This window comes from Streptomyces poriferorum (assembly GCF_019399235.1).
Classification (GTDB): Bacteria; Actinomycetota; Actinomycetes; order Streptomycetales; family Streptomycetaceae; genus Streptomyces; species Streptomyces poriferorum.
The window spans coordinates 48,803-74,691 of record NZ_JAELVH010000021.1; the positions used below are offsets into that span (position 1 = coordinate 48,803).

The 25,889-nt window shown below is 71.3% G+C and carries 25 protein-coding genes, 7 tRNA genes and 1 pseudogene; 22 read left to right on the top strand and 11 right to left on the bottom strand.

Annotated features, from left to right (window positions below):
• Window positions 1-13: 13 nt before the first annotated feature.
• Window positions 14-832 carry a TrmH family RNA methyltransferase gene (locus JGS39_RS06325; RefSeq protein ID WP_219567731.1) on the top strand — a complete coding sequence of 273 codons (819 nt, stop codon included), beginning with the start codon at window positions 14-16 and terminating at the stop codon, window positions 830-832.
• 17 nt (window positions 833-849) lie between these two features.
• On the opposite strand, the gene JGS39_RS06330 is transcribed toward JGS39_RS06325, so the two are convergent.
• Complete coding sequence (locus JGS39_RS06330; RefSeq protein WP_219567732.1) at window positions 850-2,130, bottom strand: serine/threonine-protein kinase; 1,281 nt, start codon at window positions 2,128-2,130, stop codon at window positions 850-852.
• 205 nt (window positions 2,131-2,335) lie between these two features.
• On the opposite strand from JGS39_RS06330, the gene JGS39_RS06335 reads away from it, so the two are divergent.
• The 4 genes from JGS39_RS06335 to JGS39_RS06350 all read left to right on the top strand — a co-directional run bounded on the left by JGS39_RS06335 (window position 2,336) and on the right by JGS39_RS06350 (window position 4,614).
• On the top strand, window positions 2,336-2,596 hold the full coding sequence (locus tag JGS39_RS06335; protein ID WP_148016263.1) for a DUF8836 family protein: 261 nt from the start codon (window positions 2,336-2,338) through the stop codon (window positions 2,594-2,596).
• Between the two features lie 186 nt (window positions 2,597-2,782).
• The gene (locus JGS39_RS06340) at window positions 2,783-2,992 is read left to right on the top strand and encodes a hypothetical protein (RefSeq protein ID WP_219567733.1); all 210 of its coding nucleotides are present in this window, start codon (window positions 2,783-2,785) and stop codon (window positions 2,990-2,992) included.
• Window positions 2,993-3,229: 237 nt separating this feature from the next.
• Window positions 3,230-4,261, top strand: a complete 1,032-nt coding sequence (locus JGS39_RS06345) for an aminoglycoside phosphotransferase family protein (RefSeq protein WP_219567734.1) — start codon at window positions 3,230-3,232, stop codon at window positions 4,259-4,261.
• 68 nt (window positions 4,262-4,329) lie between these two features.
• Window positions 4,330-4,614, top strand: a complete 285-nt coding sequence (locus tag JGS39_RS06350) for a TFIIB-type zinc ribbon-containing protein (protein WP_148016266.1) — start codon at window positions 4,330-4,332, stop codon at window positions 4,612-4,614.
• A gap of 109 nt (window positions 4,615-4,723) precedes the next feature.
• Here JGS39_RS06350 and JGS39_RS06355 read toward each other — a convergent pair.
• The 5 genes from JGS39_RS06355 to JGS39_RS06375 form a co-directional block, all read right to left on the bottom strand.
• A tRNA-Val gene (locus JGS39_RS06355) sits at window positions 4,724-4,795 on the bottom strand.
• Between the two features lie 23 nt (window positions 4,796-4,818).
• Window positions 4,819-4,890 (bottom strand) — tRNA-Val (locus JGS39_RS06360).
• 19 nt (window positions 4,891-4,909) lie between these two features.
• A tRNA-Val gene (locus tag JGS39_RS06365) sits at window positions 4,910-4,981 on the bottom strand.
• A gap of 1 nt (window position 4,982) precedes the next feature.
• Window positions 4,983-5,056, bottom strand: a tRNA-Cys gene (locus JGS39_RS06370).
• Between the two features lie 38 nt (window positions 5,057-5,094).
• Window positions 5,095-5,167 (bottom strand) — tRNA-Gly (locus tag JGS39_RS06375).
• A 163-nt stretch (window positions 5,168-5,330) separates the two neighbouring features.
• Here JGS39_RS06375 and JGS39_RS06380 point away from each other — a divergent pair.
• The 3 genes from JGS39_RS06380 to JGS39_RS06390 all read left to right on the top strand — a co-directional run bounded on the left by JGS39_RS06380 (window position 5,331) and on the right by JGS39_RS06390 (window position 8,097).
• Entirely contained in the window at window positions 5,331-6,368 is a 1,038-nt protein-coding gene (locus JGS39_RS06380) for a chorismate-binding protein (protein WP_219567753.1), read from the top strand.
• Window positions 6,365-7,186, top strand: a complete 822-nt coding sequence (locus tag JGS39_RS06385; RefSeq protein ID WP_219567735.1) for an aminotransferase class IV — start codon at window positions 6,365-6,367, stop codon at window positions 7,184-7,186. The genes JGS39_RS06380 and JGS39_RS06385 overlap by 4 nt, the downstream gene beginning before the upstream one ends.
• Window positions 7,187-7,260: 74 nt before the next feature.
• Window positions 7,261-8,097, top strand: coding sequence for a GNAT family N-acetyltransferase (locus JGS39_RS06390; protein WP_219567736.1), 837 nt, complete (start codon window positions 7,261-7,263; stop codon window positions 8,095-8,097).
• Window positions 8,098-8,434: 337 nt separating this feature from the next.
• On the opposite strand, the gene JGS39_RS06395 is transcribed toward JGS39_RS06390, so the two are convergent.
• On the bottom strand, window positions 8,435-8,950 hold the full coding sequence (locus tag JGS39_RS06395; protein WP_219567737.1) for a DsbA family protein: 516 nt from the start codon (window positions 8,948-8,950) through the stop codon (window positions 8,435-8,437).
• Between the two features lie 214 nt (window positions 8,951-9,164).
• Here JGS39_RS06395 and JGS39_RS06400 point away from each other — a divergent pair, with 214 nt between their 5' ends.
• The 4 genes from JGS39_RS06400 to JGS39_RS06415 all read left to right on the top strand — a co-directional run bounded on the left by JGS39_RS06400 (window position 9,165) and on the right by JGS39_RS06415 (window position 12,304).
• On the top strand, window positions 9,165-9,614 hold the full coding sequence (locus JGS39_RS06400) for a hypothetical protein (protein WP_219567738.1): 450 nt from the start codon (window positions 9,165-9,167) through the stop codon (window positions 9,612-9,614).
• A gap of 244 nt (window positions 9,615-9,858) precedes the next feature.
• A complete protein-coding gene (locus JGS39_RS06405; protein ID WP_219567739.1) occupies window positions 9,859-10,878 on the top strand; it encodes a LacI family DNA-binding transcriptional regulator in 1,020 nt (339 codons plus the stop codon).
• A gap of 85 nt (window positions 10,879-10,963) precedes the next feature.
• Window positions 10,964-11,935 (top strand): acetylxylan esterase, encoded by a 972-nt coding sequence (locus JGS39_RS06410; RefSeq protein ID WP_219567740.1) that lies wholly within the window; start codon window positions 10,964-10,966, stop codon window positions 11,933-11,935.
• 213 nt (window positions 11,936-12,148) lie between these two features.
• The gene (locus tag JGS39_RS06415) at window positions 12,149-12,304 is read left to right on the top strand and encodes a hypothetical protein (RefSeq protein ID WP_164494018.1); all 156 of its coding nucleotides are present in this window, start codon (window positions 12,149-12,151) and stop codon (window positions 12,302-12,304) included.
• A gap of 4 nt (window positions 12,305-12,308) precedes the next feature.
• Here the strand turns inward: JGS39_RS06415 and JGS39_RS06420 are convergent, their stop codons facing one another.
• Window positions 12,309-12,884 (bottom strand): CGNR zinc finger domain-containing protein, encoded by a 576-nt coding sequence (locus tag JGS39_RS06420; protein WP_219567741.1) that lies wholly within the window; start codon window positions 12,882-12,884, stop codon window positions 12,309-12,311.
• A 352-nt stretch (window positions 12,885-13,236) separates the two neighbouring features.
• Complete coding sequence (locus JGS39_RS06425) at window positions 13,237-13,650, bottom strand: SsgA family sporulation/cell division regulator (RefSeq protein ID WP_003959770.1); 414 nt, start codon at window positions 13,648-13,650, stop codon at window positions 13,237-13,239.
• Window positions 13,651-13,840: 190 nt separating this feature from the next.
• Here JGS39_RS06425 and JGS39_RS06430 point away from each other — a divergent pair, with 190 nt between their 5' ends.
• The 7 genes from JGS39_RS06430 to JGS39_RS06460 all read left to right on the top strand — a co-directional run bounded on the left by JGS39_RS06430 (window position 13,841) and on the right by JGS39_RS06460 (window position 21,253).
• Window positions 13,841-14,332: a TIGR02611 family protein gene (locus JGS39_RS06430; protein WP_219567742.1), complete on the top strand. Its 492-nt coding sequence runs from the start codon at window positions 13,841-13,843 to the stop codon at window positions 14,330-14,332.
• Between the two features lie 54 nt (window positions 14,333-14,386).
• A tRNA-Val gene (locus tag JGS39_RS06435) sits at window positions 14,387-14,458 on the top strand.
• Between the two features lie 210 nt (window positions 14,459-14,668).
• On the top strand, window positions 14,669-15,952 hold the full coding sequence (locus tag JGS39_RS06440) for an ABC transporter substrate-binding protein (protein WP_219567743.1): 1,284 nt from the start codon (window positions 14,669-14,671) through the stop codon (window positions 15,950-15,952).
• A 13-nt stretch (window positions 15,953-15,965) separates the two neighbouring features.
• Window positions 15,966-16,955: a carbohydrate ABC transporter permease gene (locus JGS39_RS06445; protein WP_371930417.1), complete on the top strand. Its 990-nt coding sequence runs from the start codon at window positions 15,966-15,968 to the stop codon at window positions 16,953-16,955.
• Window positions 16,952-17,815 (top strand): carbohydrate ABC transporter permease, encoded by an 864-nt coding sequence (locus JGS39_RS06450; RefSeq protein ID WP_219567744.1) that lies wholly within the window; start codon window positions 16,952-16,954, stop codon window positions 17,813-17,815. The genes JGS39_RS06445 and JGS39_RS06450 overlap by 4 nt, the downstream gene beginning before the upstream one ends.
• A 7-nt stretch (window positions 17,816-17,822) precedes the next feature.
• Complete coding sequence (locus tag JGS39_RS06455) at window positions 17,823-18,404, top strand: hypothetical protein (RefSeq protein ID WP_219567745.1); 582 nt, start codon at window positions 17,823-17,825, stop codon at window positions 18,402-18,404.
• 104 nt (window positions 18,405-18,508) lie between these two features.
• Entirely contained in the window at window positions 18,509-21,253 is a 2,745-nt protein-coding gene (locus JGS39_RS06460) for an exo-rhamnogalacturonan lyase family protein (RefSeq protein WP_219567746.1), read from the top strand.
• Window positions 21,254-21,286: 33 nt separating this feature from the next.
• Here JGS39_RS06460 and JGS39_RS06465 read toward each other — a convergent pair whose 3' ends face one another.
• Window positions 21,287-23,818 carry an SCO7613 C-terminal domain-containing membrane protein gene (locus JGS39_RS06465; protein WP_219567747.1) on the bottom strand — a complete coding sequence of 844 codons (2,532 nt, stop codon included), beginning with the start codon at window positions 23,816-23,818 and terminating at the stop codon, window positions 21,287-21,289.
• Window positions 23,819-24,032: 214 nt separating this feature from the next.
• Here JGS39_RS06465 and JGS39_RS06470 point away from each other — a divergent pair.
• A tRNA-Val gene (locus JGS39_RS06470) sits at window positions 24,033-24,104 on the top strand.
• A gap of 68 nt (window positions 24,105-24,172) precedes the next feature.
• Here the strand turns inward: JGS39_RS06470 and JGS39_RS06475 are convergent.
• A complete protein-coding gene (locus tag JGS39_RS06475) occupies window positions 24,173-24,898 on the bottom strand; it encodes a 3'-5' exonuclease (protein WP_219567748.1) in 726 nt (241 codons plus the stop codon).
• A 189-nt stretch (window positions 24,899-25,087) separates the two neighbouring features.
• Between JGS39_RS06475 and JGS39_RS06480 the strand changes: the two genes are divergently transcribed.
• Together JGS39_RS06480 and JGS39_RS06485 are read left to right on the top strand one after the other, a co-directional pair.
• The gene (locus JGS39_RS06480) at window positions 25,088-25,654 is read left to right on the top strand and encodes a DUF4365 domain-containing protein (protein ID WP_148016276.1); all 567 of its coding nucleotides are present in this window, start codon (window positions 25,088-25,090) and stop codon (window positions 25,652-25,654) included.
• Window positions 25,654-25,889: pseudogene (locus JGS39_RS06485) on the top strand (hypothetical protein); the annotation flags it as partial. The gene JGS39_RS06480 and the pseudogene JGS39_RS06485, both read left to right, overlap by 1 nt.

Genomic DNA, 25,889 nt, shown 5'->3' on the forward strand with positions numbered 1-25,889 from the left:
GCAGTATCAACCTGTGGCTGATCTCATCACCGTCGACGACCCCGACGACCCCCGCCTGAGCGACTACATCGGTCTGACCGACGTCGAGCTCCGGCGCAGGCGAGAGCCCGCGGAGGGCCTCTTCATCGCCGAGGGGGAGAAGGTGATCAGACGCGCCAGGCACGCCGGGTACGAGATGCGTTCCATGCTGCTCTCGGCGAAGTGGGTCGACCTGATGCGCGACGTCATCGACGAGGTCCCGGCGCCCGTCTACGCGGTCAGCCCCGAGCTCGCCGAACGCGTCACCGGCTACCACGTGCACCGCGGCGCGCTCGCCTCCATGCAGCGCAAGCCGCTGCCGACGGCCGACGAACTGCTCCGTACGACCCGCCGTGTGGTCGTCATGGAGGCCGTCAACGACCACACGAACATCGGCGCGATCTTCCGCAGCGCCGCCGCGCTCGGCATGGACGCCGTGCTGCTCTCCCCGGACTGCGCGGATCCGCTCTACCGGCGCTCCGTCAAGGTCTCGATGGGCGCCGTCTTCTCCGTTCCCTACGCCCGCCTCGACACCTGGCCCAAGGCGCTGGAGACCGTACGCGAAGCGGGCTTCAAGCTGCTCGCGCTGACGCCCGACGAAAAGGCGAGCAGCATCGAGGAGGCCGCGCCGCACCGGATGGACCAGGTGGCCCTGATGCTCGGAGCCGAGGGGGACGGGCTGTCCACGCAGGCCCTCGTCGCCGCCGACGAATGGGTGCGCATCCCGATGGCCCACGGAGTCGACTCGCTGAATGTCGGCGCCGCCGCAGCGGTCGCCTTCTACGCGGTCGCGACCGGCCGCCCGGAGAGCTAGCGAGGGGCCTCGCCGGCCTACTGCTCGCCCTGCCCCTGGCTCTGGCCCGCGCCGAGACCGCGGGCCGGACCCTGGCAGCCCTGAGCCGCCGCGATGCCCAGCGCCACCAGCAGGGTCACCACGACGAAGACCACCAGCCGCTGGCGCAGCAGCCGCGGATTGGCGGGACGCCGGCCGGTCGAGGTCGAGCGCGTGCCGGGCCGGGTACCCGGCCGGCCCTTCGTCCCTGCCGCGCCCTGCGGCCGCTTGCCCGAGCGCGTCGTATTGCGCGGCTGCTGCTGCGCGGGGCGCGAGCCCCCGGTGCGGGGCGACGCAGGCCGCGGCGACGCCGCCGGCCGGCTCTGCGGCCGCGACGCCGGAGCGGGCCCGGGCGCGCGACGCGTCTGCTGCTCGGTGTACGGGCCGTCCAGACGTCCGGTCGGCCGGTCCGCCTCCTGTGCCGAACGCTGGGCGGGCGGACGGCTCTCGTGCAGCCCCTGTGCCTCCCGCGCCGCGATCTCCTTGAGCCGCATGGAGAGTTGCAGGGTGCTGGGGCGCTCCTCCGGGTCCTTCGCCAGACAGGCGCTCACCAACGGAGCGAGGGCGTCGTGCACGTCGTACAGCTGGGGCTCCTCGTGCACCACGCGGTACAGCATCACCTCGGAACTGCCGTGCCCGAAGGGTGAGTCGGCCATGGCCGCGTACGCCAGCGTGGCCCCGAGCGAGAAGACGTCCGTCGCGGGCGTCACCGCCGCGCCCCGCACCTGCTCGGGCGCGAGGAAGCCGGGCGAACCGACCGCCGTGCCCACGTGCGTGAGGGTGGAGGCGCCGGTCGCCCAGGCGATCCCGAAGTCGATGATCCGCGGGCCCTTGGGGGACAGCAGGATGTTGGAGGGCTTCAGGTCCCGGTGGACGACACCGGCCTCGTGCACCGCCACCAGGCCCTCGGAGAGCGCGGCGCCGATCGAGGCCACCTCGGCAGCCGACAACGGGCCCTCCTCGGCCACCTTGTCGTGCAGCGAGGGGCCGGGAACGTACTGCGTGGCGAACCACGGACGGTCCGCCTCAAGGTCGGCGGCGACCAGGCGTGCCGTGCAGCCGCCGCGGATGCGCCGCGCGGCGGACACCTCGCGGGCGAACCGCGAGCGGAACTCCTGATCCTCCGCCAGGTCGGGGCGGATCACCTTCAGCGCCACCCGCTGGCCCCGCCGGTCCGAGCCCAGATAGACGACGCCCATGCCGCCCGCCCCGAGCCGCCGGTGCAGCCTGAACGAGCCGACGACACGCGGGTCCTCGCGCCGGAGCCGCATCATCGCCATGTCTGCCCATCCCCGCTGCCTGGTCCGCCTGACGAGGCACAGCTTACGTACCCGCCGCCCGGGGTGCTCAGAGGCCGCGCCCTCGCCGGAGAATCGATTGTCAGTGCCGGGTGGGAAACTTGAGGAGTGGTCAGGGAGCCGCGGATCCACGCTCCCCGGCCCGTGCGAGATCTCAAAGGTCCGTCGCAGAAGGGGGATTGGATCAATGAAGGGCGATCGAGTCGAGATAGTCGTGGACGCCGGAGACACGACCCGAACCTACGAAATGGTGGCCTCCAGAGCAGGGCGCAGGGTGGAGACGGCGGTCCGCCGAGGGGTGGTCGAAGTGAGTGAAGTCACGAGGAACGGCTCCGTGGTGCGCACCGCCCGCTTCATGGCGACCAGGGTCCTCGCCCTGGTCGAACAACCGGTCCCCAGAGAGGACGCCTCCGAGCGTCCCCTCCGGGATGACCCCAACGTCCGGTAGACCCGTCTCCACCCAGGGGAGTACGCCGACCACCCACGGCTCATCCTCCGGGAGGCCCGGCATTCGGTACGCGGGCATGACGCCGCCCGCCTCCCGGATCCCTAATGTTGAAGTCAAGCGGCGGGCGTCGCACTCGTCCCCCGAGGTCAAACGCCCGCCGCCCCACATCAGGTCAGGAGAGGAACCATGGCGGACACGGCAGCGCGGACGATGGTCCGTACGCAGGGACGCAAGGCCTATGCCTCGTTCGGCAGCCGCCCGTCGTCCGGCACACGCCACCCGTTGGTGGCGACGGCCATGGTTCTTCCTCTGGCGGCCCTGCTCGTAGTCGTCTTCGGCGGCTGGGAAGCGGTGGTCACACAGGCGTCGTCCGTGGGCGTGATGCTGGGGCGCTGAGCGGCGCCCCGGGTCCGGAAGAGCGGTCCGGACCGGGACATCCGGCCAACAACCCCGTGGGGACGGGGGTGCGGCGGACGGCAGCGTTTGTCCGGTCAGCTGGGGAGCTGACCGGACATCGCGCTGTCCGGGGCCGTGCGCGCCCCTCGCACCGGCCGGCCGGCACGATCCGCGTACGCTCTCCGGCGGGCGCGGCGCCGGCCGGGCCCGCCGGTCCTGCACCACCCGGGGGAGTCCGTGACCACCGCAGTTGTACGTGCTCTGGGCGCCCTCGCCCACGAAACGGCCCACGCCCGTCCCGGGCCCCGCTGCGTCTGTCCGGAGCCGGCCGTCCTCGCGGACCGGGCGGACGGCACCGTCGTCCGCTGCGGCCCCGTCGTCGCCAAGGCCCACGCCGCCGGTACGGACACCGCCGCGCTCTCCGCCCGCCTCGGCCTGGCCGCCGGCCCCGCTCTCGCGGGTGTCCTGCTCGCGCCCCTTCCCATACGGTCCCCCGAGGACCGGGCAGGGCACGGTGACGCCTCGCCGTACCTCGCGGAGTCGCACGGCCGCCCGGTCACCCTGTGGCCGTACGGGGAGCCCGTGGACCCTGGGAACCCGGACGAGGCGCCCTGGGAGGCGACAGCCGTCCTCCTGGCCCGTCTCCACCGCACGGGGATCCGGACGGGCCGCTCCACGCCGGGGGGACCGTCCGGGCCGGCCGCGGTGCCCGCCATGCGCGGCCCGGCGAAGGCCGCGCTGGCCGTGGCCCGGATGCGCGCGGCCCGGCCCGGCGAACGGACCACCGCACCCGTGCTCGCGGCCTGGCGCGGGCTGCCGCCCTGGGCGCGGGACGAGGCCCCCGCTCCCGGGCACCGTGCACACCTTCTCTGCCACGGAGACCTGCACCTGGGGCAGCTGGTCCGGCACCCCGCGCCGCACGGCCCGTGGCTGCTCATCGACGTCGACGACGCCGGACCGGGCGATCCCGCGTGGGACCTCGCACGGCCCGCCGCCTGGTACGCGGCCGGCCTGCTGCCCCCCGAGGTGTGGTTCCGCTTCCTGGACGCCTACCGGGCCGCGGGCGGCCCCGCGGTACGCGCCGAAGGCGACCCGTGGCCCGAGTTGGACGTCGCGGCCCGCGCGCTGACCGTGCAGACGGCGGCGCTGGCTCTCGCCAAGTCCGCTGCGGAGCACAGGGCTCCGGATGAGGTGGAACAGGTGATGATCGACGCCTGTGCCCGAATTGCCGCTCTCCCGCCCGAGTTGACCGCCGAACACTCGTCGTAGGGTGAACCGACCGCCGCCGGGCACGCATTCCGGCGACGGCTAACCGACGGCGAGGAGTGAGCCCGCAGATGCAGTGTCCCAAGTGCCACGCACAGATGCAGACGTACAACCGCAACGGCATTCAGATCGAGCAGTGCAGCGGCTGCCGGGGGATATTCCTGGACTACGGCGAGCTGGAGTCCCTGACGCGCGTGGAGGCGCAGTGGACGCAGCAGGCTCCGCCGGCGCCGCCCGCCCCGCAGGCCTACCCGGCGGCCCCGGCACCCGCCTGGGGCGCCCCGCAGCACCACGGTGGACACCACCAGGGCCACTACCGGCAGAAGAGCTTCGGCCGGATGCTGTTCTCGTCCTGACCCGGCACTCCCGTCCCCGCGGCCCGCACGGAATACGTCCGGGCCGCGGGGACGGCCTGCGGGACAACGGCGAAGCCCCGGTCGTCGAGACGACCGGGGCTTCGGACGGTGCGCGATACTGGGATTGAACCAGTGACCTCTTCCGTGTCAGGGAAGCGCTCTCCCGCTGAGCTAATCGCGCAGGGTGAACCTGCGTGTACTGCGTGCGCGATACTGGGATTGAACCAGTGACCTCTTCCGTGTCAGGGAAGCGCTCTCCCGCTGAGCTAATCGCGCGGGGATCCTTGCGGACCGGTGGACGATACTGGGATTGAACCAGTGACCCCTTCCGTGTCAGGGAAGTGCTCTCCCGCTGAGCTAATCGTCCTTGGAGGTGGAGACGGGATTTGAACCCGTGTAGACGGCTTTGCAGGCCGTTGCCTCGCCTCTCGGCCACTCCACCAGGGGTGGGGGTTCGGGAAAGATCCCCCACCTTCTGCGAGCGGACGACCAGGTTCGAACTGGCGACCTCAACCTTGGCAAGGTTGCGCTCTACCAACTGAGCTACGTCCGCTTGTCGGTTCCGTTTCGCTTGCGCGTCCCGGCGACGTGTTGAACTCTAGCGGATTCCGGGGCCAGTACAAAAACGCGTTTGTGCAGCGTGCTGAGGTGCGCTCGCCCCGGCGCAGGTCACCGCGCACCGTCCTAGACTCACCGACGTGCACGACCTTGCTCCAATGGCCCGCTTCGGCGGCCTCGTCGCCTCCGATCTGCAGGATGTGACCAGTGATCCCGCAGCCCTCGACTCGTCCGGATTCTGGGCGGTATCAGCCGATTTCGAGGGCAGGCTCGTCTGTGCCCGCTTCGCCACCGTGCGTACTGCGGCCGTGCCCGCACCCGTGCGGGGCGCGTGGCGCGGCCCGGCCGCCGGCGACTGGACCTCGTCCCTCGACCGCGCCGCCTACACGGAGGGCGTACGGCGCATTCGCGCGTACATCGCGACGGGCGAGGTCTACCAGGCCAACCTCTGCCGTGTGATGACCGCGCCGCTGCCCGACCCGTCCGCGGCGGACGTGGACGCCCTCACCGCACTGCTGGCGCGTGGCAACCCGGCCCCGTACGCAGGAACGATTCGGCTTCCCGGCCACGGGGTGGAGATCGCCACCGCGTCGCCGGAGCTGTTCCTGAGCAGGGACGGCCGCACCGTCGAGTCCGGACCGATCAAGGGCACCGGGCGCACGGAGGCCGATCTGCTGGAGAAGGACCACGCCGAGAATGTGATGATCGTCGACCTGGTCCGCAACGACCTGGGCCGGGTCTGCGCCACCGGATCGGTCGGGGTCCCCGACCTCTGCGCCGTCGAGAAGCACCCGGGCCTCGTCCACCTCGTCTCCACCGTGCGGGGCCGGCTCGCCGACGGCGCCGGCTGGCCGGAACTGCTCGCCGCGGCCTTCCCGCCCGGATCCGTGACCGGGGCGCCCAAGTCCAGCGCGCTGAGGATCATCGAGGAACTGGAGACCGCCCCGCGCGGCCCGTACTGCGGAGGTATCGGCTGGGTGGACGCCGACCGGGCCACCGCCTCCCTCGCCGTCGGGATCCGCACCTTCTGGACCGACCGCACGGGCGGCCCTCCGGTGCTGCGGTTCGGCACCGGGGCGGGCATCACCTGGGGCTCCGATCCGGAACGTGAGTGGGACGAGACCGAACTGAAGGCGTCCAGGCTGCTAGCGGTAGCGTCGGGCGCATACGAAGCAACCGGAAGGACCACACCATGAAGATCTGGGTCAACGGGGGACTGCGGGCCGCCGATGACGCCCGGGTGTCCGTGCTCGACCACGGGCTGACCGTCGGCGACGGCATCTTCGAGACGGTGAGGACCGCCGACGGCAGTCCCTTCGCGCTCACCCGCCACCTCGACCGGCTGACCCGTTCCGCCCTGGGCCTCGGACTGCCCGCGCCCGACCTGGACGAGGTGCGCCGCGCCTGCGCCGCTGTCATCGAGGCCAATCCGGCCCCGCTCGGCAGGCTCCGCATCACCTACACCGGCGGGATCTCGCCGCTCGGCTCGGACCGCGGCACCGCGGGCCCCGGCCTCGTGGTCGCCCTCGGAGAGGTGAAGCGCCGCCCGGACACCACGGCCGTGATCACCGTTCCCTGGACGCGCAACGAACGCGGCGCGCTCACCGGGCTCAAGACCACCTCGTACGCCGAGAACGTCGTCGCCCTCGCCCGCGCCCACGAGCACGGCGCCTCCGAGGCGCTGTTCGCCAACACCGTCGGCCGCCTCTGCGAGGGCACCGGTTCCAACGTCTTCGTCGTCCTCGACGGACAGCTGCACACGCCGCCGGTCGCCTCCGGCTGTCTCGCCGGGATCACCCGCGCACTGGCGGTGGAGTGGACCGGGGCGCACGAGACGGACCTGCCGTTCGACGTCCTGGACCGGGCCGAGGAGATCTTCCTGACCTCCACCCTCCGCGACATCCAGGCCGTCCACCGGGTCGACGGCCGGGAACTGCCCGGCGGACCGGGGCCGGTGACCGCCAAGGCCATGCGCGTCTTCGACGAGCGGGCCGGCGACGACCTGGACCCGTGACACGTGCGCGCCCGGCCGGTCCGTCGCCGCAAAAACGGATGACGCGCACCCGGGCAGGGGATAGAAATCCTCTGATGACCACGACACTCCGGCCCTCCGGGCCGATCCAGCCAGGCGCCGACGGCGCACAGAGCCGCGCGTACGACGTGTGCGACAACGGGCGCCCCGTCGGCGCCGTCGAGATCGGCACCGAGCCGGGTTCGGACGGCGCGACAGGGGTGCTGCGGTCCCTGCGGATCGACGAACCGGTACGGCGTCGAGGCCGCGGCACCATCGCGGCACTGGCGGCCGAGGAGGTGCTGCGGGGCTGGGGCTGCACGCAGGTACAGGCACGTGTCGGCGCCGGCAACCTTGCGGGACAGCGGCTGACCGCCGCCCTCGGCTACACCGAACGCAGCCGGAACATGATCAAGCAGCTGCCCGCCGACCCCCCGGAACTGCCCGACGGGCTGACCGCGCGGCCGATGACGCCCGAGGAGTACGCGGCCTGGGAGGACGGCGCGATCGCCGGGTACGCGGAGAGCCTGGTGACCCGTGGCACCCCGCCGGAGTCGGCGCTGCGGGCGGCCCGCGCCTCGCACGCCGGACATCTGCCGCAGGGCCTCGCCACCGAGGGCGCCCGGCTCAGCCACCTCATCCACGAGGACGAGAGGGTCGGGTTCCTCTGGGTGGCGCGGTTCGAGATGCATCCCGGCCAGGTGGTCGGCTACGTCTTCGACGTCGAGGTGGACGAGCGCTTCCGGGGGAGGGGGTACGGCCGTGCGCTGATGCTGCAGGCCGAACGGCTCGCGCTCTCGGCGGGGGAGACGCGGCTGGGCCTGCACGTCGTCACGGCCAACACGCCCGCACTCCGGCTGTACGAGTCGCTGGGATACGAGCCGACCCGGTACAACCTGGCTAAGCCGCTCTGACCCGGTACAACCTGGCCAGGCCGCTCTGACCCGGCGCACGGCTGCCGCCGAGCCTCGGGAGCAGCCCGTCCGTGCGGGCGAGCCGCTCCGGGGGCGAGGCGGCAGATCCGGCCCCTGTCGGCCCCGTCGTCCCGGCCGGCAGCTTCGGCCTCCGCCGGCCGGGGGCCGGGCCGGGCCGGGTCGTAGTCGGGTACCCGGCCTCGGCCCGCCTTCAGCGGCAGCCCGGTTTCCGGCCTCAGCACTTGTCGGCGAGCTGCCGGGTTTCCGGCCGCAGCCCGGGTTCAGTGGCAGCCCGGTTCCCGGCCCCGGCCCGGTCAGCGGCAGCCCGTCCCCGGACTCAGCCCTGTTCGGCGAGCAGCCGGTCGGCGATCGCCTCGATCCGCTCGCGGAGCCCTTCCTGGCTCTTGCCGCCGTCCAGCCGCTCGCCGCCGATCACGTAGGTGGGGGTGCCGGTGACCCCGATCGCCTTGCCCTCGGCCTGATCGGCGTCGACGATCAGCATGTGCCGGCCGTCGATCAGGGCCGTGTCGAACTCCTCGGCGTCCAGACCGAGCTCCCCCGCCACCTCGATCAGCAGGGGCTCGCCGGCGCGGTCGAGCTCGGCGGTGCGGGCGAGCACCGCCTCGATGTACGGCCAGTCCTTGCCCTGCGCCGCGGCCTCCTCGGCGGCCTGCGCGGCGGCGAAGGCGTGCTTGTGCTTCTCCAGCGGGAAGTGCCGGAAGCGGATCTCGATCCGGTCGCCGTAGCGGGCGCGCAGCGCGTGCACATCGGTGAGGGCGTGGTGGCAGTCGGGGCACTGGAGCTCGCACCAGACGTCGAGGACGACCGGCGCTGCGGGGGTGGAATCGCTCATGGGGCCAGTCTCCCAGGGAGGTCGGGGGCGTCACGACGGGCATCGGGCGTGGCATCGGGCGGAGCGGACGGCACGCGGCCCGGGGCATGGGCCGTGCGGCACCTGGGGAGGATCCCGGCCCTGAAATGTCCCTGATGTGGGCTCGGAGCATGGCCGCCCGCCCGGTCGTCGGTGCAGGATGGAAGGGACGTTTCCCCTGCGCCTGGAGGCACCGATGCTTGCCGAGACCATTTGCTCCGCGGTGTCCGCGGCGGGCCTGGGCATCGCCGCCGTCACCGCGTACCGGAAGCGGTTCCTCACGGCGACCCGGATCGCCGCCTACTCGCTGGTTCCGATCGGCCTGGTGCTGACCGGCGTCGTCGAGTGGGTGTCGGACATCGCCTTCAAGCCGAGTGTCTGGCTGGGCTTCGGGGTGCTGGGAGTGGCCTGGCTGCTGTTCATGACCACCCGCGCGATCGAACGCCGCGGCGGGAGCACCCGCAAGGAGCGAAAGGCGGCGGCCCGCGCCGCGCAGACCGGGGCGGTGGCGCCCGCGGCGCCCTCGCTGGGGGCAGGCGTACCCGCCGCCGAGCCGCGGCAGAAGCCGAAGAAGCAGTCTGCCGGCGCAGGCGCCGGCGACGACTTCAGCGACATCGAGGCCATCCTGAAGAAGCACGGCATCTGACCGGATCCGTTCCGTACCGGCCCTCTGCCCGGCCCTGCGCCCGGCCTGCTCCGGGGCCCGCCGTCCGGCCCGTCGGCGACACCGCAGGAACAGCGCTCCCATGAATCGATTCAGCCATGATCCTTGACGGCGTTCGGCGAGAGAGTTAGCGTCCCACCCGGATTGAAACAATTCATTCACCGCCGTCCGTACGATGGGGTGACGCCGCTGGACGAGCGCGGCCAAGGGCAGTGGGGCAGGACTAGTGGCGCGTGTGGCAGGCATCAAGGATGTGGCCCGGCAGGCCGGGGTCTCCGTGGGCACGGTCTCCAATGTGATCAACCGCCCCGAGGCCGTGCTGCCCGAGACCCGGGCCCGGGTGCTGGCCGCGATCGAGGAGCTCGGATACGTCCGCAGCGAGTCGGCCCGCCAGCTCAGGGCCGGCCGCAGCCGGATCATGGCGCTCCTCGTCCTGGACATGGGCAACCCGTTCTTCGTCGACGTGGCCCGTGGTGCCGAACGTGCCGCCCGTCAGGCGGGCCTCGGTGTCATGGTCTGCAACAGCGGCCAGAGCCCCGCCGAGGAGGCCGAGTACCTCGGGATGTTCGCGGAACAGCGCGTCTGCGGCGTACTGGTCACGCCGGCCGACGCCACCGGCCGCAACCTCGACTCCTTCAGCCGTCACCGGATCCCCTACGTCCTGGTGGACCGGGTCGCCTCCGGCGCGGGCAGCTGTGCGGTCTCCGTCGACGACGTGCGCGGCGGCGCCCTGGCCGTCGGCCACCTGATCTCGGCCGGGCACCGCTCGGTGGCGTACGTCAGCGGACCCGGCGACCTGCACCAGATCAGGGACCGTCGCGAGGGCGCGCTGTCCGCGCTCGCCGAGGCCGGGCTGCCGCCCGGGGCGCTCGTCGAGATCCCCTCCGACCGCCTCGACGTGGCGGCGGGCCGGGACGCCGGAGCCCGGCTGCTCGGGCTCGTCCCGCGCCCCACCGCCGTGTTCTGCGCCAACGACCTGCTCGCCCTGGGTGTGCTCCAGGCCCTGTACGCGGCAGGGGTGCGGGTCCCGCAGGACATCGCCATCGTCGGGTACGACGACATCGAGTTCGCCGCTGCCGCTGCCGTACCGCTCACCTCCGTCCGCCAGCCGGCGGTCGTGATGGGCCGGATGGCAGCCGAGCTCCTGCTGGAGGAGGCGGACGACGAGGGCGGCACCCACGAGCACCGCAGCGTCGTGCTCCAGCCGGAACTCGTCGTGCGCGCATCCAGTTCCACACCGCGCTGAGCCCTCCGCCCTCGCCCCTCCCCGCTCTTCCTCTCCCTTCCTGTCACCCCGCCGTTCCCTTCCGCATGCCCGAAATGGAGACGCCGTGTCCCTGTTCGACCTCCCCCTGGACCAACTCCGCACCTACCGGCCGGAGTCCGGTGAGCCCGACGACTTCGACGCCTTCTGGCGCCGCACCCTCGACGAGGCCGCCGAGCACCCGCTGGATGCCGAATTCAGTCCCTATGACGCCGCGTTGAGCAACGTCGAGGTCCACGACGTGTCGTTCGCAGGCTGGGGCGGCCACCGCATACGCGCCTGGCTGAACGTGCCCGCCGGAGCCGAGGGCCCGCTGCCCGCCGTCGTGCACTACCTCGGCTACGGCGGCGGGCGCGGACTGCCTCTCGATCACCTGGTCTGGCCCGCGGCGGGCTGGGCCACCCTGGTCGTGGACACACGCGGCCAGGGAGCCGTCAACAGCCACTCGGCAGGCTCCACCGCCGACCCGCACGGGGGCGCCGGACCCCAGTCGCCGGGCTTCATGACCCGCGGCATCCTCGACCCCGACGACTACTACTACCGCCGGGTGTTCACCGACGCGGTGCGCGCCGTCGAGGTGGCCCGCGCCCACCCGTCCGTCGACCCGGACAGGATCGTCGTGCACGGCGGGAGTCAGGGCGGCGGCATCGCCCAGGCCGTCGCGGGGCTCAGCCCTCACGTCAAGGCCGCGCTCGTCGACGTACCGTTCCTGACGCACTACAGGCGGGCCGTCGAGATCACCGACAAGGACCCGTACCAGGAGATCGTGCGCTTCCTGGCCACCCAGCACGGCCACGCCGAGCAGGTGTTCCGGACCCTCTCCTACTTCGACGGGATCAGCTTCGCGGCCCGGGCGGACATGCCGGCGCTGTACTCGGTGGCCCTGATGGACCCGATCTGCCCGCCGTCCACGGTCTTCGCCGCCTACAACAACTGGGCCGGTCCCAAGGAGATCGAGGTGTACCCCTGGAACGGCCACGAGGGCGGCACCTCGGTCCACCGCGCCGCACAGCTGCGGATGCTGCGCGACCTGGGCTGACCGGGCGCGGCCCGGGGACGCGGGGGAGTGGAGCTCCGACGGCCCGACGGGGCGGCGGAGTTCCGCAAGCCCCATGAGGGAGCGGAACTCCGAAAGCCTGACGGGTGATCGGACGCCGGAGCGATTCTGCCCGCCGTGTCAGGGGTGAACTCCCGTCACGAACAGGTGTGTTGATCGCCAAGCGGGGCCGGTCTGCGTCATGATCGTCCCGAGATGGTGGACACCTCCCGGGGCGATGCCCCCGCACCCCCAGCCGAAGAGCCGCGTGGCTGCCTCTTCGCGCTTTCCCAGCCCCCTCTGATGATCTTCCTCACGGTGATCGGCGGCCTGCTGCTGATGGCCGCGTTGCACGATCTCTTCGTGCTGTGAGCCGTCAGCCGGCCGCTTCCCTGCGGCGCGCCCGGTACGCGGCCACGTGCAAGCGGTTACCGCACGTACGGCTGGAGCAGTAGCGGCGGGAACGGTTGCGCGAGAGGTCGACGAAGGCGTGCCGGCAGTCCGGCGCCTCGCAGCGCCGCAGCCGCTCCGTCTCGCCCGCCACGATGATGAAGGCGAGGGCCATCCCGCAGTCGGCCGCCAGGTGGTCGGCGATCGAGGCGTCCGGTGCGAAGTAGTGCACGTGCCAGTCGTAGCCGTCGTGGTTGCTGAGCTGCGGCGTGGTGCCCGCGGCCGCTACCAGCGTGTTGACGAGCGAGGCGGCGACCTGCGCGTCGGCCGCGGCGAAGACCTCGGCGAACCGCGCCCGTACGTCGTGGACGGCTCGCAGGTCCTTCTCGTCGAGCTCGTTCACCCCGCTCACCCGGTGGCGTCCGGCGAACGCGTACAGCGCCTCGGTGTCGGCGAGCCCGTCGACGGGCTCGCCGACACCGGGCTGCTCGCTCTCCGGCGCGGTGTTCACCAGATCGACCACCACGTCGAGGGCGATCCGGGTGTCGTGGGGGATCAGCACGCTTCCGCTCCCTGGCTCCGGCGGGACGGAACACCCGCCGATGGCGGCTGACTCTACTGGCTCACCCCCGGAGCGCCGGGGCGTGTGGGTCCTGTGGAGCCCGTGGGGCCCGTGGGGCAGCCCTGACGGCCCTGACGGGCGGGGGAGGGCGCGGACGGCGCCTGGTCGGCGCGTGAGGGTCCTGACGGGCGTCGCGAGGGGGTTGTGAGGCGCGCGAGAGAGCGGCGGAACGCGGACCGGCGCCGTCCCCACGGTGGATTCCGTGAGGACGGCGCCGGTGTCAGCCGTATGAGGTTGTTCGCGCGGTGCCGTCTCCCCGAGTCGGACGGCACCGTGCGGCTCTCGGCCTGGCTCAGCTCTCGGCCAGGATGTGTGAGAGCTCCGTATCGAGATCGAAGTGACGATGCTCGGTCCCGGGCGGAACCGCGGCGTCGGTCCTTTTCAGGAACGACTCCAGGGCCCGCGCGGGGGCCTCCAGCAGGGCTTCGCCCTCTGGAGAACTCAGCGCGATGCAGACGACGCCCTGGCCGTGACTTCGGGATGGCCAGACGCGGACGTCTCCGGTGCCGGTGGGCCTGTGCAGCCCCTCGGCAAGGAGGTCACGGGCGAAAACCCACTCGACCGTCTCCTCCGCTCCGGTGTGGAAGGTGGCGTGCACGGCATACGGATCGGCCGTGTCATACCGCAGGCCCGCGGGTACAGGCAGTGAGGACTCGCTCGACACAACGAGGCGCAGGTGCAGCTCGCAGCTGACCGTGGTGTTCATAAGCGCCAGGGCCTTTCGCTCAGTGTGCGCTCGGGGATTCGCACGTCGGCGAAATCGACATGCCACCTACGGTGCCGTTGTAAACCCCTCTGACCGTTTTGTGATCCTTCAGGTAGCTCGTGCGGGGGTGTGTAACTTTGAGTCATGCGGCCATTCCGGTGACGAGGAGCGTTCGGGTAGGTTGACCCCCATGAATGCGGAGAGTGACGAGCGGGACGGGGCTGCCGCACCGGCGGATCCGGCGCCCGCGGCGGGGGAAGCGCGCGAGAGCGTGACGGGGGACGTCACGGAGGGTGTGACCAAGGAGGACCGGGAGCTCGGCTCCCGGGCGCCCGGGTTCATCAAGGCGTCCAGGACGCTGCACCTGAGCTGGCAGGTCGGCGTGTTCGTGGTCGGCTTGGCCGTGGTGGCGGCGGGCATCGTCATGCTGCCGCTGCCGGGCCCCGGCTGGCTGGTGATCTTCGGCGGCATGGCGATCTGGGCGACCGAGTTCGTCTGGGCCCAGCTCGTGCTGCGCTGGACGCGCCGGAAGGTCACGGAGGCCGCCCAGCGGGCGCTCGATCCCAAGGTGCGGCGGCGCAACATCGCCCTCACGGCGGTCGGGCTCGTGATCATCGCGGTGCTGGTGGGGATCTATGTGTGGAAGTTCGGAATCGTCATGCCGTGGAAGATCGACGAGTGACCTGGGGATGGTCGGGGAGCGCCGCTGACATGGGGTAATGTTTGGCGTGCGCCCGGGCGATTAGCTCAGTGGGAGAGCGCTTCGTTCACACCGAAGAGGTCACTGGTTCGAAACCAGTATCGCCCACCCCGGACCGACGGCCCGGAAGCTTCCAGAAGCTTCCGGGCCGTCGGCGTTTCCGGATGTCCCGGGTGCCCCGGCCGGGCGTGTTCCCGGGTGTCCCGTTCAAGCGCTTCGATCGATTTTCGTCCCAGCCATTGACGTCGCCGGTGCCGCTCCTTACTTTGACCCGGCAAGCGCTTTCTAAAACGATTCAATCAAGCGTAGGGGCGAACTATGTCTCGGAACCAGGGCATGGACCGGCGGCAGATGCTGAAGCTCGCGGGCTTCTCGGCTGCCGGTCTCGGGCTGACCGCGGCCGGCTGCGGCTCGGGCGGCGGCTCGAACGGGCCGGTCACCATCCGGCACGCCTGGTGGGGCGCCGACGACCGGGCGAAGAAGGTCCAGGAGTGCGTCAAGCTCTTCGAGAAGAAGCACCCGAAGATCAAGGTGAAGACGGACTTCCAGCAGTACCCGGACTTCTGGAAGAAGTTCAACACCCAGGCCGCCGGCGGCAACCCGCCGGACGTCATCCAGAACGCGGTGACGTTCCTGCGCAAGTACGAGGCGAAGAACGTCCTGCTCGACCTCAACCCGCAGGCGAAGAAGGGCAACCTCCAGCTGGAGGGCTTCCGCGCGGGGCTCGAGAAGTTCGCCGAGATCGACGGCAAGCTGCTCGGCGTCCCGGTCGGCAGCAACTCGATGTCCCTCGTCATCGACGAGAAGGTCTTCGAGAAGGCGGGCGTCGACCACAGCCTCGGCTGGACCTGGGACGACTGGTACGCGGGCCTGCGGAAGATCAAGTCCGGCCAGGGCATAGCCGGCGACTCCGGCCCCCACGGAGTCATGTACCTGTACGACCTGGTGCTGCGGCAGAACGGCAAGGCGTTCTTCACCGAGGAGGGCATGGGCTTCGGCGAGAACGAACTGCTGCCCTACTGGACCGAGGCGCTCGCCCGGGTCAAGGCCGGCATCTACGCCGACCAGAAGAAGGTCGAGCAGATCAAGCCGGCCTCCGCCCTCGCCAAGGGCCTCTCGGCCGGTGAGTTCACCTGGGACAACTTCTCCGTCCGCTACAGCGCGGAGGGCAAGAGCAGCTACAGCCTCGCGCCCATCCCGACCACCGACGGCAAGAAGACCGGCCAGTACCTCGGCTCGCTGATGCTGAGCGGAACGGCCCGCACCAAGCACCCCGCCGAGGTCGCCACCTTCATCAGCTTCATGACCCACGACCCCGCGGTCGCCCGCATCATGGGCTACGACCGCGGAGTCCCCGCCACCACCGCGCAGTTCGAGGCCTTCCAGCCCACCGACGCCCCGAGCAAGGCGATCGGCGCGTACGAGACCGAGATCGCCAAGGCCGGAGTACTGGAGCCCATCACCCCGCACCCGGCCGGTGCCGACGTCGTCGAGGCGGCGTTCCTGCGTATCGCCGGCGACATGTCCCTGGGCAAGGCCTCGCCGGAGGACTCCGTCAAGCAGTTCTTCTCCGAGGCGAAGACCGCCCTCGCCTCGAACTGAGAGGAATGACGCGGTGACTCACATCCAGACCTCCACGAGCGGCCCGGTCCTCGACAAGGACCTCGCCGCCGTGGAGCGGAGCGGCCCGGGACGCAAGACCCGCCCCGCTCCGCGACCGCGGGGCCACCGCGAGAATCTGACCGGCTATCTCTTCATGTCGCCCTGGATCGCGGGCTTCCTGTTCCTGATCGCCGGGCCCATGGTCTTCTCGCTGTACCTCGCGTTCACCGACTACAACCTCTTCGACTCCCCGAAGTGGGTCGGCCTGAAGAACTTCACCGACATGTTCGCCGACCCCCGCTGGCGCCAGTCCGTCAAGGTGACCGGCTGGTACGTGGTGATCGGCACCCCGATCAAGCTGGCCGCCGCGCTCGCCGTGGCCATGCTGCTGGCCCAGAAGCGCTGGGGCCAGTCCTTCTACCGGGCCGCGTTCTACGCACCGTCGCTGATCGGTGCGAGTGTCTCGGCCGCCATCGTCTGGCGTGCCCTGTTCTCCGACGACGCCGTCGTCGACCGGGGACAGCAGCTGTTCGGCATCGACGCGGGCGGCTGGATCGGCGATCCGAACATGATCATCTATGCGCTGGTGGGCCTCACGGTCTGGCAGTTCGGCGCCCCGATGGTGATCTTCCTGGCCGGTCTCAAGCAGGTCCCCAGGGAGCTGTACGAAGCGGCGAACGTGGACGGGGCCAGTGCCTGGAGAAAGTTCTGGAGCATCACCCTGCCGATGATCTCGCCGGTGCTGTTCTTCAACGTCCTGCTGGAGACCATCCACTCCTTCCAGATCTTCGGATCGGCCTACATCGTCAGCAACGGCAGCTGCGGCCCGGCCGACGCGACGCTCGTCTACACCTGTTACCTGTACGACCAGGGCTTCGCGAACAGCCGGATGGGCTTCGCCTCCGCCATGGCATGGCTGCTGCTCGTCGCCGTGGGCCTGGTCACCGCCGTGCTGTTCTGGTCCCAGAAGCGCTGGGTGCACTACGAGGAGGGGGGCCGATGACCCCGATGGACACCACTGCCGTACGACGCCGGCTCCCCGGCTCCCTCGCCTGGCACATCGGCGCCCTCGCCATCCTCGCGGTGGTCCTCTACCCGGTCGTGTGGACGATCGGCGCGTCGTTCAAGCCGAGCGAGGACATCGTCGGCGCGCTGAACCTCCTGCCGACCGACCCGATCACCGACAACTACCGGCGGCTCGCCGACGGCATCGCCGACATCCCGATCTGGAAGTTCTTCCTGAACTCGGCCTACATCTCGGTCGGTTCCGTGATCGGTGTCGTCATCTCCTGCTCGCTGACGGCCTACGCCTTCACCAAGGTCCGCTTCGCCGGGCGCAACGCGATGTTCGCCATCATGATCGGGACGCTGCTGCTCCCGTACCACGTACTGATCATTCCGCAGTACGTGATGTTCCAGAAGCTGGAGCTGATCAACACCTTCACTCCGCTGCTGATCGGCAAGTACCTCGCCACCGACGCGTTCTTCGTCTTCCTCATGGTCCAGTTCATGCGCGGGCTGCCCAAGGAACTCGACGAGGCCGCGCGGCTGGACGGCTGCGGGCACCTGCGCATCTACTGGTCGATCGTGATGCCGCTGTGCCGGCCCGCGCTCATCACCAGCGCCATCTTCACCTTCATCCAGGCCTGGAACGACTTCATGGGCCCCCTGCTCTACCTCAACGAGCCGGACAAGTACACGGTCTCCATGGGGCTGCGGATGTTCATCGACCAGGACGCCGTCGCCGACTACGGCGGCATGATCGCGATGTCACTGGTGGCCCTGCTGCCGGTCCTCGCCTTCTTCCTGGCCTTCCAGCGCTACCTCATCGACGGCATGGCCACCTCCGGCCTGAAGGGCTGAGCACCCCGTGGCGACGAAATCCTCCGCCGCACCCAGGACGTCCTTCGTCCGGGAGCGATTCACCGTCTTCTCCGAATGCCTGCTCACCGGCGTGTGGATCACCGTCGCCGCCCTGCCGCTCGTCACGTTCCCCGCGGCGTTCGCCGCGGGGAGCCGGCACCTGCGCCGCTATCTGGCCGGGGAGGCGGGCGGGGTACGGGAGTTCGCCGCCGACGTACGGGAGGCGTTCCGTACCGGCTGGCGGGTCTCCCTGCTGTGGTGGGCGGCACTCGCACTGCTCGCCTTCGACTGGCAGGTCGCCCGGTCGGGCCTGCTCCCGGGAGGCCGTCCGCTCATCGCCGTGAGCCTGCTCGGCCTGCCGGCCGTGGCCGTCTGGGGCCTGCGTACGGCCGCCGCCTGGCACCCCGGCTCACCCTGGTCGGCCACCGCGCGGGCCGCGGGCCGCCGTACCCTCACCGACCCGGCCGGATCACTCCTGCTCGTCGGCGGATTCGTCGCCCTGGCCCTCTCCGCCTGGCAGATCCCGCCCCTGGCCGCGCCCGCCCTCGGCTGCCTCGCCGCCGCGGCGGTCGCTGCCGACCGACGCTGACCCGACGGCCGGCCCCACCTACCGCACCACGTCCCACCACGCGTCAGCGTGCGATCAGTCATGCCCATTTTCGCCACGAGTTTTCGCCACGAATTGGAGTCGTGATGTCCCCGATCCCCCGCCGTACCGTCCTCAAGGCAGCCGCCGTCGCCGGTGCGGCCACCACCTTCTCCTGGGCGCTGAACGACACCGCCCAGCAGGCAGCCGCCGCCACCGGCAAGGCCGACGAAGGCCCCGTCGAGATCAACTGGCTGGAGGAGGAGGGCCTCGGCGCCTCGCCCGGATCCACCTTCGGCGTCCCCTGGGCCAAGGGGCGCTACCCGGCCGACCAGAAGTTCGCTCTCGCCACCGCCGACGGCAAGGACATCCCCGTCCAGACCTGGGCCACCGCCAAATGGCCCGACGGCTCCCTGAAGTGGACCGCGCACGCGGTCGGCCCCGAGGCCGGCGGCGCCAAGAAGTTCACCCTCACCACCGGCGAACCCGCCACCGCCGCCCACAAGGTCACGGTCAAGAACAGCGGCGGGTCGATCACCGTCTCCACCGGAGTCATCACCGCCAAGATCGGCAAGACCGGCTCCTCGCTCGTCACCTCCCTCACCCGGGGCTCCACCGAGATCGCGAAGAACGGCCGCCTCGTCCTCATCCGCCAGGGCGAGATCGAGGACGGCGACCAGGGGCAGGAGAAGTACGAACGCTTCGAGAGCGCCATCAGCAAGACCGAGGTGGAGCAGAGCGGGCCCGTCCGCGCCGTCGTCCGGATCGACGGCAAGCACCGCCACGGCAACCGCTCCTGGCTCCCGTTCTCCGTCCGGCTCTACTTCTACGCGGGCGCCGAATCGTTCCGCATGATGCACACCATCACCTTCGACGGCACCCAGGAACCCGGCAAGGCGAGCGGCGACTTCATCCGCGGCCTCGGCGTCCGCTTCACCGTCCCCATGCGCGACGAGACGTACGACCGCCACATCCGCATCGGCGGCGACGAGACCGGCATGCTCCGCGAAGCCGTCAAGGGCATCACCGGACTGCGCCGGGACCCGGGAGCCGCCGTCCAGGCAGCTCAGTTCGAGGGCACGAAGCTGCCCGACCCGGCCACCTGGGACCAGCGCGTCACCACCCGTCTCCCGCTCATCCCGACCTGGGGCGACTACACCCTCAGCCAGCTCTCCGCCGACGGCTTCTCGCTGCGCAAGCGCACCAAGAAGGGCCACGGCTGGATCGCCGCCGGCGGCGGACGACGCGCCTCCGGCTTCGGTTACGTGGGCGGCGCGAGCGGCGGGCTCTCCTTCGGACTCCGCGACTTCTGGGAGAAGTTCCCCGCCCAGCTCGACATCCGCGGCGCCGACACCGACGCCGCCGAAGTCACGCTCTGGCTCTGGTCGCCCGAGGCCGAGCCGATGGACCTGCGCTTCTACCACGACGGCCTCGGCCAGGACACCTTTGCCGAACAGCTCGAGGGCCTCAACATCACCTACGAGGACTACGAGCCCGGCTTCGGTACCCCGTACGGCATCGCCCGCACCAGCGAACTCGTCTTCTGGGCCAACGACTCCACCCCCAGCGCCGAGGCCCTCGCCCAGCAGACCCGCACCGTGCGCACCCTCCCGCAGCTGGTCGCCCCGCCCTCCCAGCTCATCGGCGCGGGCGTCTTCGGCGGACTCTTCTCCCCGGTCGACCGCTCCACGCCCGCCAAGGCGAAGATCGAGGACCACCTGGACTTCCTGTTCACGTACTACAAGGACCAGGTCGAGATGCGCCGCTGGTACGGCTTCTGGGACTACGGCGACATCATGCACTCGTACGACCCGGCCCGGCACCAGTGGCGCTACGACGTCGGCGGCTACGCCTGGGACAACTCCGAACTCTCGCCCGACCTCTGGCTCTGGTACGCCTACCTGCGCTCCGGGCGCGCCGACATCTTCCGTTTCGCCGAGGCCATGACCCGCCACACCGGCGAGGTCGACGTCTACCACCTCGGCGACTGGGCCGGCCTCGGTACCCGTCACGGTGTCCAGCACTACGCCGACAGCGCCAAGCAGCAGCGCATCGCCAACACCACCTACCGGCGCTTCTACTACTTCCTCACCGCGGACGAACGCGTCGGCGACCTGATGCGCGCCAACGTCGACTCCGACGAGACCTTCCTCGGCCTCGACCCGCTCCGCAAGATCCGTACAGAGCCCTACACCCCCGACCGGCACGCCCTGTCCGTCGGCTTCGGCACCGACTGGAGCGGGCTCGTCTCCGCCTGGCTCACCGAATGGGAGCGCGGCGGTCCGCAGGCCGAGAAGGCCAAGGCGCGCGTGCTCGGCACCATGGAGACGATCGCCGCCCAGCCCAACGGATTCGTCCAGGGCAGCGGCCTCTACGACCTGGACACCGGGAAGTTCGCCGTCGCCACCGAACCCGTCGTCAGCGTCTCCCACCTGTCCGGAGTCTTCGGACTCAACGAACTGTGCGCCGAGCTCATCGGCCTGATCGACATGCCGAAGTTCAAGGAGGCCTACCTCGACTACTGCCGCTACTTCAACGCGAGCAAGACCGAACAGGCCGCCCGCTACGGTTCCAACTTCGGCTCCCTGCTCCTGTTCCAGGGCCACTCCCGGATGGACGCCTACGCGGCCGTGCAGACGGGCGACGAGAAGCTCGCCGCCCGTGCCTGGGAGAAGTTCTACAACAGCGACGGCTACAAGGAATCCGCCCCCTGGAAGACCGAGAAGGTGAGCGGCCCGGTCACCACCGTCCCGGGCAGCGAGGCCAACTGGGTCTACACCAACGACACCGCGCTGTACGGACTCGCCGCCATCGAGAACCTCGCCCTGGTCGGCGACCACATGCCGGCCTGAGGCCCGTGAGGGCGCCCCGGGCCGGCGTGCGGGTCACCGCATCCGGCCCAGGGCGTCCCGCAGCCGCCGGGCGTCCCGCAGCCTCTTCTCGTACGTCGCCCCCACCGCAAGCAGCAGCACCCCGGCCAGCGCCGGAGCCACCCAGCGCGGCATCGCGCCCACCACCTGCACCACATACGGCGCCAGCTCGTGCAACGCGTCCAGTGCCAGCACCGAGCCGCCCAGCACCAGCAGCGCCTGGAGCCGCCACCGCGCCCCCAGCAGCGTGATCACCAGCGCCGCCACCCCGAGCAGCAACGGCCGCAGCCAGTGCGGATCGCCCCAGGCGGCGAAGAGCGCCGGCACCAGCGTCACCGCCAGGCCCGCCCCGTACGCCGTCCACGACGACGCAGCGGGATCACGACGACGGCGCAGCACACCGATCACCAGCGCCGGCACGGTCACCGGCAGCGTGTACGCCTCCGGGGACGACACGCCGGACGCCGACAGCCGCACCCAGGACGCCAGGACGAAGAGAGCCGTCGCCAGATACCCGGCCGTCTCCCGTCGCTCCGGGCGCAGCGCCGTCGCCGCGGCCAGCACCCCGCACAGAGCCAGCACCAGAGCCAGGAACGGCGGGTCCTCCACAGCGGCCACGATCGCGGCCAGGCCCACCGCGCCGCCGGTCAGTTCGAGCGGCAGCGCCACCGGGTGCCCCCTCAGCCGCGCACCCAGACCGGCCGTCACCGCCGGGACGACGAGCATCACGGGTGCCGCCTCGTACGACGCGAGCCCCACCGACACACCGAACGCGAGGGCGAGGACGCCGGCGCACACCACCGCCGCGCACGTCACCACGGCCTGCACGGTCACCAGCACCGGCGCACGCGACGGGTCCTCGGGCGCGTCCAGCGCCGTAGCGGCACCCGCGAACATCAGCAGGAGCGCGCCGAACACCGCATAGGTGGCCGGCTCCGAGCCCAGCGACAGCAACGCGACGCCCGCCGCACCGACCGAGCCACACACCCCCGCGGTCAGCGCCACGCCCGTCGTCCCGCGGCGCAGGGCAGCCACCGCAACGGTCAGAACCCCCGCGACCAGCACCGACTGCAACGCGACAGCCGCCGTGAAGGAGACGTCCAGCGCGGACGGCAGCACCGTGAGCCCCGCCCATCCGAGCACCACGGCCGACGCGCCGACTGCCGTCCGCCACCCGGGGCGGGGCGCCAGCGCCGGCCCCGCCCACCGGATCACGCCCTCCCACGAGCGGTACGCCGCCCCGAGCGCCACGCCCACCGTCAGCAGCACCACCGGAGCCGCCGCCATGTCCTGCCACGGCAGGTCCGTGGCCCCCACCGCTCCCCGGATCCCGCCCTCCGGCGCACCCGCCCACAGCCGGCCCAGCTGAGCCACCGGACCCACCAGCACCACCGCCACCGGGGCGGCCGAGTACAGGACCGACATGGCCGTCACCGCACCCGCGGCCCACACCAGACCCTGCCCGGCCGGACGCCCCAGCGGAGCCCGTACGCCCAGCAGGACCAGGCCCCCGCACACCAGATACACCTGCACCGCCCAGCCACCGGGCACCCCGGCCGCCGCGACCCCGCCCACCGCGGCGACCGCGGCCAGTCCGGCCACAGTGCCCGCGGCCACCGCGACCCCCACCGGCGCCCGGCGGGCCCCCGCGAGGGCGATCGCCGCACCGGCCAGGAGCAGCACCCCCGGCACCACCGCAGCGGCCGGACCACCGGCCGACAACGACTTCACCAGAGCCACCAGCAGACCCGCACCGCCGGTGACGCAGAGACCGGCACAGGCCGTGACCCGTACCGCGACTCCCTTGAACCACACCGCGATCGCGCAGTCCAGCGCCGCCGTCGCCAGCAGCACGACGGAGAACACCAGCGCGTCCGCCTCCGCGGCCCACGCCCACAGCAGCAGCGGCAGTTGCGCACTGACCACGGCCAGCGGCAGCGGGAGCCGCAACCGGTCCAGCAGCAGACCGTAGGCAGCCCAGAGCACCGCGAGCACGGCCGACGCCGCGGCCGCGTACCCGAGGCCGCCGGTGTCCGGAACCGCGACCAGGTACAGGGCGACGGCGTCCAGCACCATCAGTACCGAGGCCAGCGCTCCGAGCGCCTCCGCCGTCGAGGACAGACCCCGTCGCAGCAGGACCGCGGGTGCGGACAGCGCCGCCACCGTGACGGCGGTCAGGACCGCCGAGCGTCCGCCGATCCCCATCTGACCCCAGCTCACCAGGGTGAACGCGATCGCGGCGATCGCCAGCAGCAGACCGCCGAGGGTGAGCAGCACGTTCTGGGCACTGCGGGTGCGGACCGGGGGAGCGGGCGGCGCGGACGGCGAACCGGAGGAGGCCGGAGTCCCGATCCAGCCCGCACCCCAGGCCGCGGGACGCGCCGCGGGCGGCGGGAACTGCGGAGCGGCCGGCTGAGGACCGGGTGTCCGCAGCACGTTCAGCAGCCAGGTGCGGCGGGTCAGTAGCTCGGACCGGCGCAGATCGAGCCGGGCGAGCTCACGGTCGAGGATGACCAGTTCCTCGGCGGGTGGCGGCACATGTTCCATGGAGGCGAGTGTGGTGCGGACCACGCGGCCGGGCATGCGCACAGGTACTCAGATCCCCGGCTGAGTACGTGCGTCCCCGGGCATGGACCGGAACCACTGCCCATTTGTCAGCATATGAGATCTGGTCGTCCCGCTCGGGCGGCATGGTCCGGCGGCTCGGCCGGAAGCGGTTTGAACCACACCCGCCGAGCCCTGTATTGTTCAGTCCGTTCCCGGGCGATTAGCTCAGTGGGAGAGCGCTTCGTTCACACCGAAGAGGTCACTGGTTCGAACCCAGTATCGCCCACCCCGGGAGAGGCCGGTCCGTCAGCAGAACCGACGGACCGGCTTCTGCATGTCCGGGACCGCATCCGCTCACGCCGCGGCACGGAACTCCGGACGCAGCGGCCAGGCCGGATCCACCGTCTCCGGCGTCCCGCTCTTGGCGAACCACGCCTGCAGGCCCCGCGCCTGGGCCGCGTGCCACACCGCCTGGAGCGTGTGCAGCTCCGCCGGGGTCAGCCGCTCCAGCCGGGTGGCGAACCGCCGCCCCACCGCCCGGACCAGCTCCAGCGACGCCGCGGCGTCGGCCGCCGCATCGTGGGCCCCGTCCAGCACCACTCCGTACAGCTCGCAGAGATCCGTGAGCGTACGACGACCCTTGCGGTAGCGGTCCAGATGCTTGTCCAGCACCCGCGGATCCAGCACGCACAGCGAGGTGTTCTCCAGGTAGCCGGCGAGCGACGACGCCCGGTGCCGCCTCAGCTCCCGGTCCAGCAGCGTCAGATCGAACGGCGCGTTCATCACGACCAGCGGCCGGCCCGCCGCACTCTGCTCGGCCAGCGCCCGGGCTATCTCCTCGACCACCGGCGCGGGCCATCGCCCGTTGCGCTGGAGATGGTCGTCGGTCAGGCCATGGATCTCCGTCGCCCCCACGGGCACCGGAATCCCCGGATTCACCAGCCAGCGGGTGACACGCGGCCGCCCGCCGGCACTGTCCTGGACGACGAGCGCGGCCGAAACGATCCGGTCCTGCTCGACGTCCACTCCCGTCGTCTCGGTGTCGAAAGAGGCCAGTGGCCCCTCGTACCAATGAGTCATCCCCGAACTCCTTGCGCCCGAGCGGCAGATGGTGTGATTCCTCTGCCCGGTTCGGTGATACCCGCACCCTTTGCCTGATACGCCGTTTGAGGGAGGTCCTGTGCGGTGACAACACAGTTGACGGGGCCGGAAGTTGAAACGACGCCACGTCCCACACCCATCGGCACAGCCCGGAAGGCATACGGAGCCATGGCGCTCGCGCAGCCCGAACCGAGTGGGCTGCTGCCCCAGCGGACCGCACCGCTGCGCGGCGCACTCGCCACCACCGCCTGCATGGAGACCCTCCAGGTGGGCTACCTGCACGCGGTCGCGGCCGCGGCGGGGTGCTCCCTGTCGCAGCCCTTCCCCGACAACGGCATCGACTGGCACGTCAGCCACGGAGCCCCCGGTCACGTCGTCGACGACGAGGTGACCATCAAGGTCCAGCTGAAGTGCACCTACCAGATACCGCCCCGGCCACCCGGCCCGACCTTCGCCTTCACGCTCGACAACGCCCACCTCGTGAAGCTCGCCCGGACCCCCGTGTCCGTGCACAAGATCCTCGTCGTGATGCTCGTGCCCCGAAGCCAGGACGACTGGCTGCGCGCCGGACACGACCGCCTCGACCTGCGGCACTGCTGCTACTGGACCAACCTGGCCGGTCACGCCGTGACCGGCCGGCACCGGACGACCGTGCGGATCCCGACCTCGCGCATCTTCGACGACCGGGCGCTCTGCGAGATCATGACCCGTGTCGGGGCGGGAGGGAGACCCTGATGCACCGGCCGATGGACGAGCCCGTCCACGAAGTGTTCCCGTCAGCCGTCCGGCCCCACCCCGCCGAACAGGCGGGCCCCTGGCCCACCGTCTCACCGGCCGACGGCCTCCCCGACCCCGCACGTGTCGACCCCGCGGTCCTCGGCGTCCTGCTCGCCCGCCACGGCTGGCAGCGGCGCGGCGGCGCGCCCGGCCGGTACAGCCGCTGGACCCCGCCCGGCCCTCCCGGCCGCTC

Excerpts from the sequence above, each read along its gene's own strand:
- JGS39_RS06335 (WP_148016263.1), top strand. The coding sequence starts at position 2,336 with ATGAAGGGCGATCGAGTCGAGATAGTCGTGGACGCCGGAGACACGACC.
- JGS39_RS06465 (WP_219567747.1), bottom strand. The coding sequence starts at position 23,818 with ATGGAACATGTGCCGCCACCCGCCGAGGAACTGGTCATCCTCGACCGT.
- JGS39_RS06330 (WP_219567732.1), bottom strand. The coding sequence starts at position 2,130 with ATGGCGATGATGCGGCTCCGGCGCGAGGACCCGCGTGTCGTCGGCTCG.
- JGS39_RS06460 (WP_219567746.1), top strand. The coding sequence starts at position 18,509 with ATGTCCCCGATCCCCCGCCGTACCGTCCTCAAGGCAGCCGCCGTCGCC.
- JGS39_RS06430 (WP_219567742.1), top strand. The coding sequence starts at position 13,841 with ATGAATGCGGAGAGTGACGAGCGGGACGGGGCTGCCGCACCGGCGGAT.
- JGS39_RS06480 (WP_148016276.1), top strand. The coding sequence starts at position 25,088 with ATGGCGCTCGCGCAGCCCGAACCGAGTGGGCTGCTGCCCCAGCGGACC.
- JGS39_RS06380 (WP_219567753.1), top strand. The coding sequence starts at position 5,331 with ATGGCCCGCTTCGGCGGCCTCGTCGCCTCCGATCTGCAGGATGTGACC.
- JGS39_RS06395 (WP_219567737.1), bottom strand. The coding sequence starts at position 8,950 with ATGAGCGATTCCACCCCCGCAGCGCCGGTCGTCCTCGACGTCTGGTGC.
- JGS39_RS06390 (WP_219567736.1), top strand. The coding sequence starts at position 7,261 with ATGACCACGACACTCCGGCCCTCCGGGCCGATCCAGCCAGGCGCCGAC.
- JGS39_RS06385 (WP_219567735.1), top strand. The coding sequence starts at position 6,365 with ATGAAGATCTGGGTCAACGGGGGACTGCGGGCCGCCGATGACGCCCGG.
- JGS39_RS06440 (WP_219567743.1), top strand. The coding sequence starts at position 14,669 with ATGTCTCGGAACCAGGGCATGGACCGGCGGCAGATGCTGAAGCTCGCG.
- JGS39_RS06475 (WP_219567748.1), bottom strand. The coding sequence starts at position 24,898 with ATGACTCATTGGTACGAGGGGCCACTGGCCTCTTTCGACACCGAGACG.
- JGS39_RS06415 (WP_164494018.1), top strand. The coding sequence starts at position 12,149 with ATGGTGGACACCTCCCGGGGCGATGCCCCCGCACCCCCAGCCGAAGAG.
- JGS39_RS06450 (WP_219567744.1), top strand. The coding sequence starts at position 16,952 with ATGACCCCGATGGACACCACTGCCGTACGACGCCGGCTCCCCGGCTCC.
- JGS39_RS06400 (WP_219567738.1), top strand. The coding sequence starts at position 9,165 with ATGCTTGCCGAGACCATTTGCTCCGCGGTGTCCGCGGCGGGCCTGGGC.
- JGS39_RS06340 (WP_219567733.1), top strand. The coding sequence starts at position 2,783 with ATGGCGGACACGGCAGCGCGGACGATGGTCCGTACGCAGGGACGCAAG.
- JGS39_RS06425 (WP_003959770.1), bottom strand. The coding sequence starts at position 13,650 with ATGAACACCACGGTCAGCTGCGAGCTGCACCTGCGCCTCGTTGTGTCG.
- JGS39_RS06350 (WP_148016266.1), top strand. The coding sequence starts at position 4,330 with ATGCAGTGTCCCAAGTGCCACGCACAGATGCAGACGTACAACCGCAAC.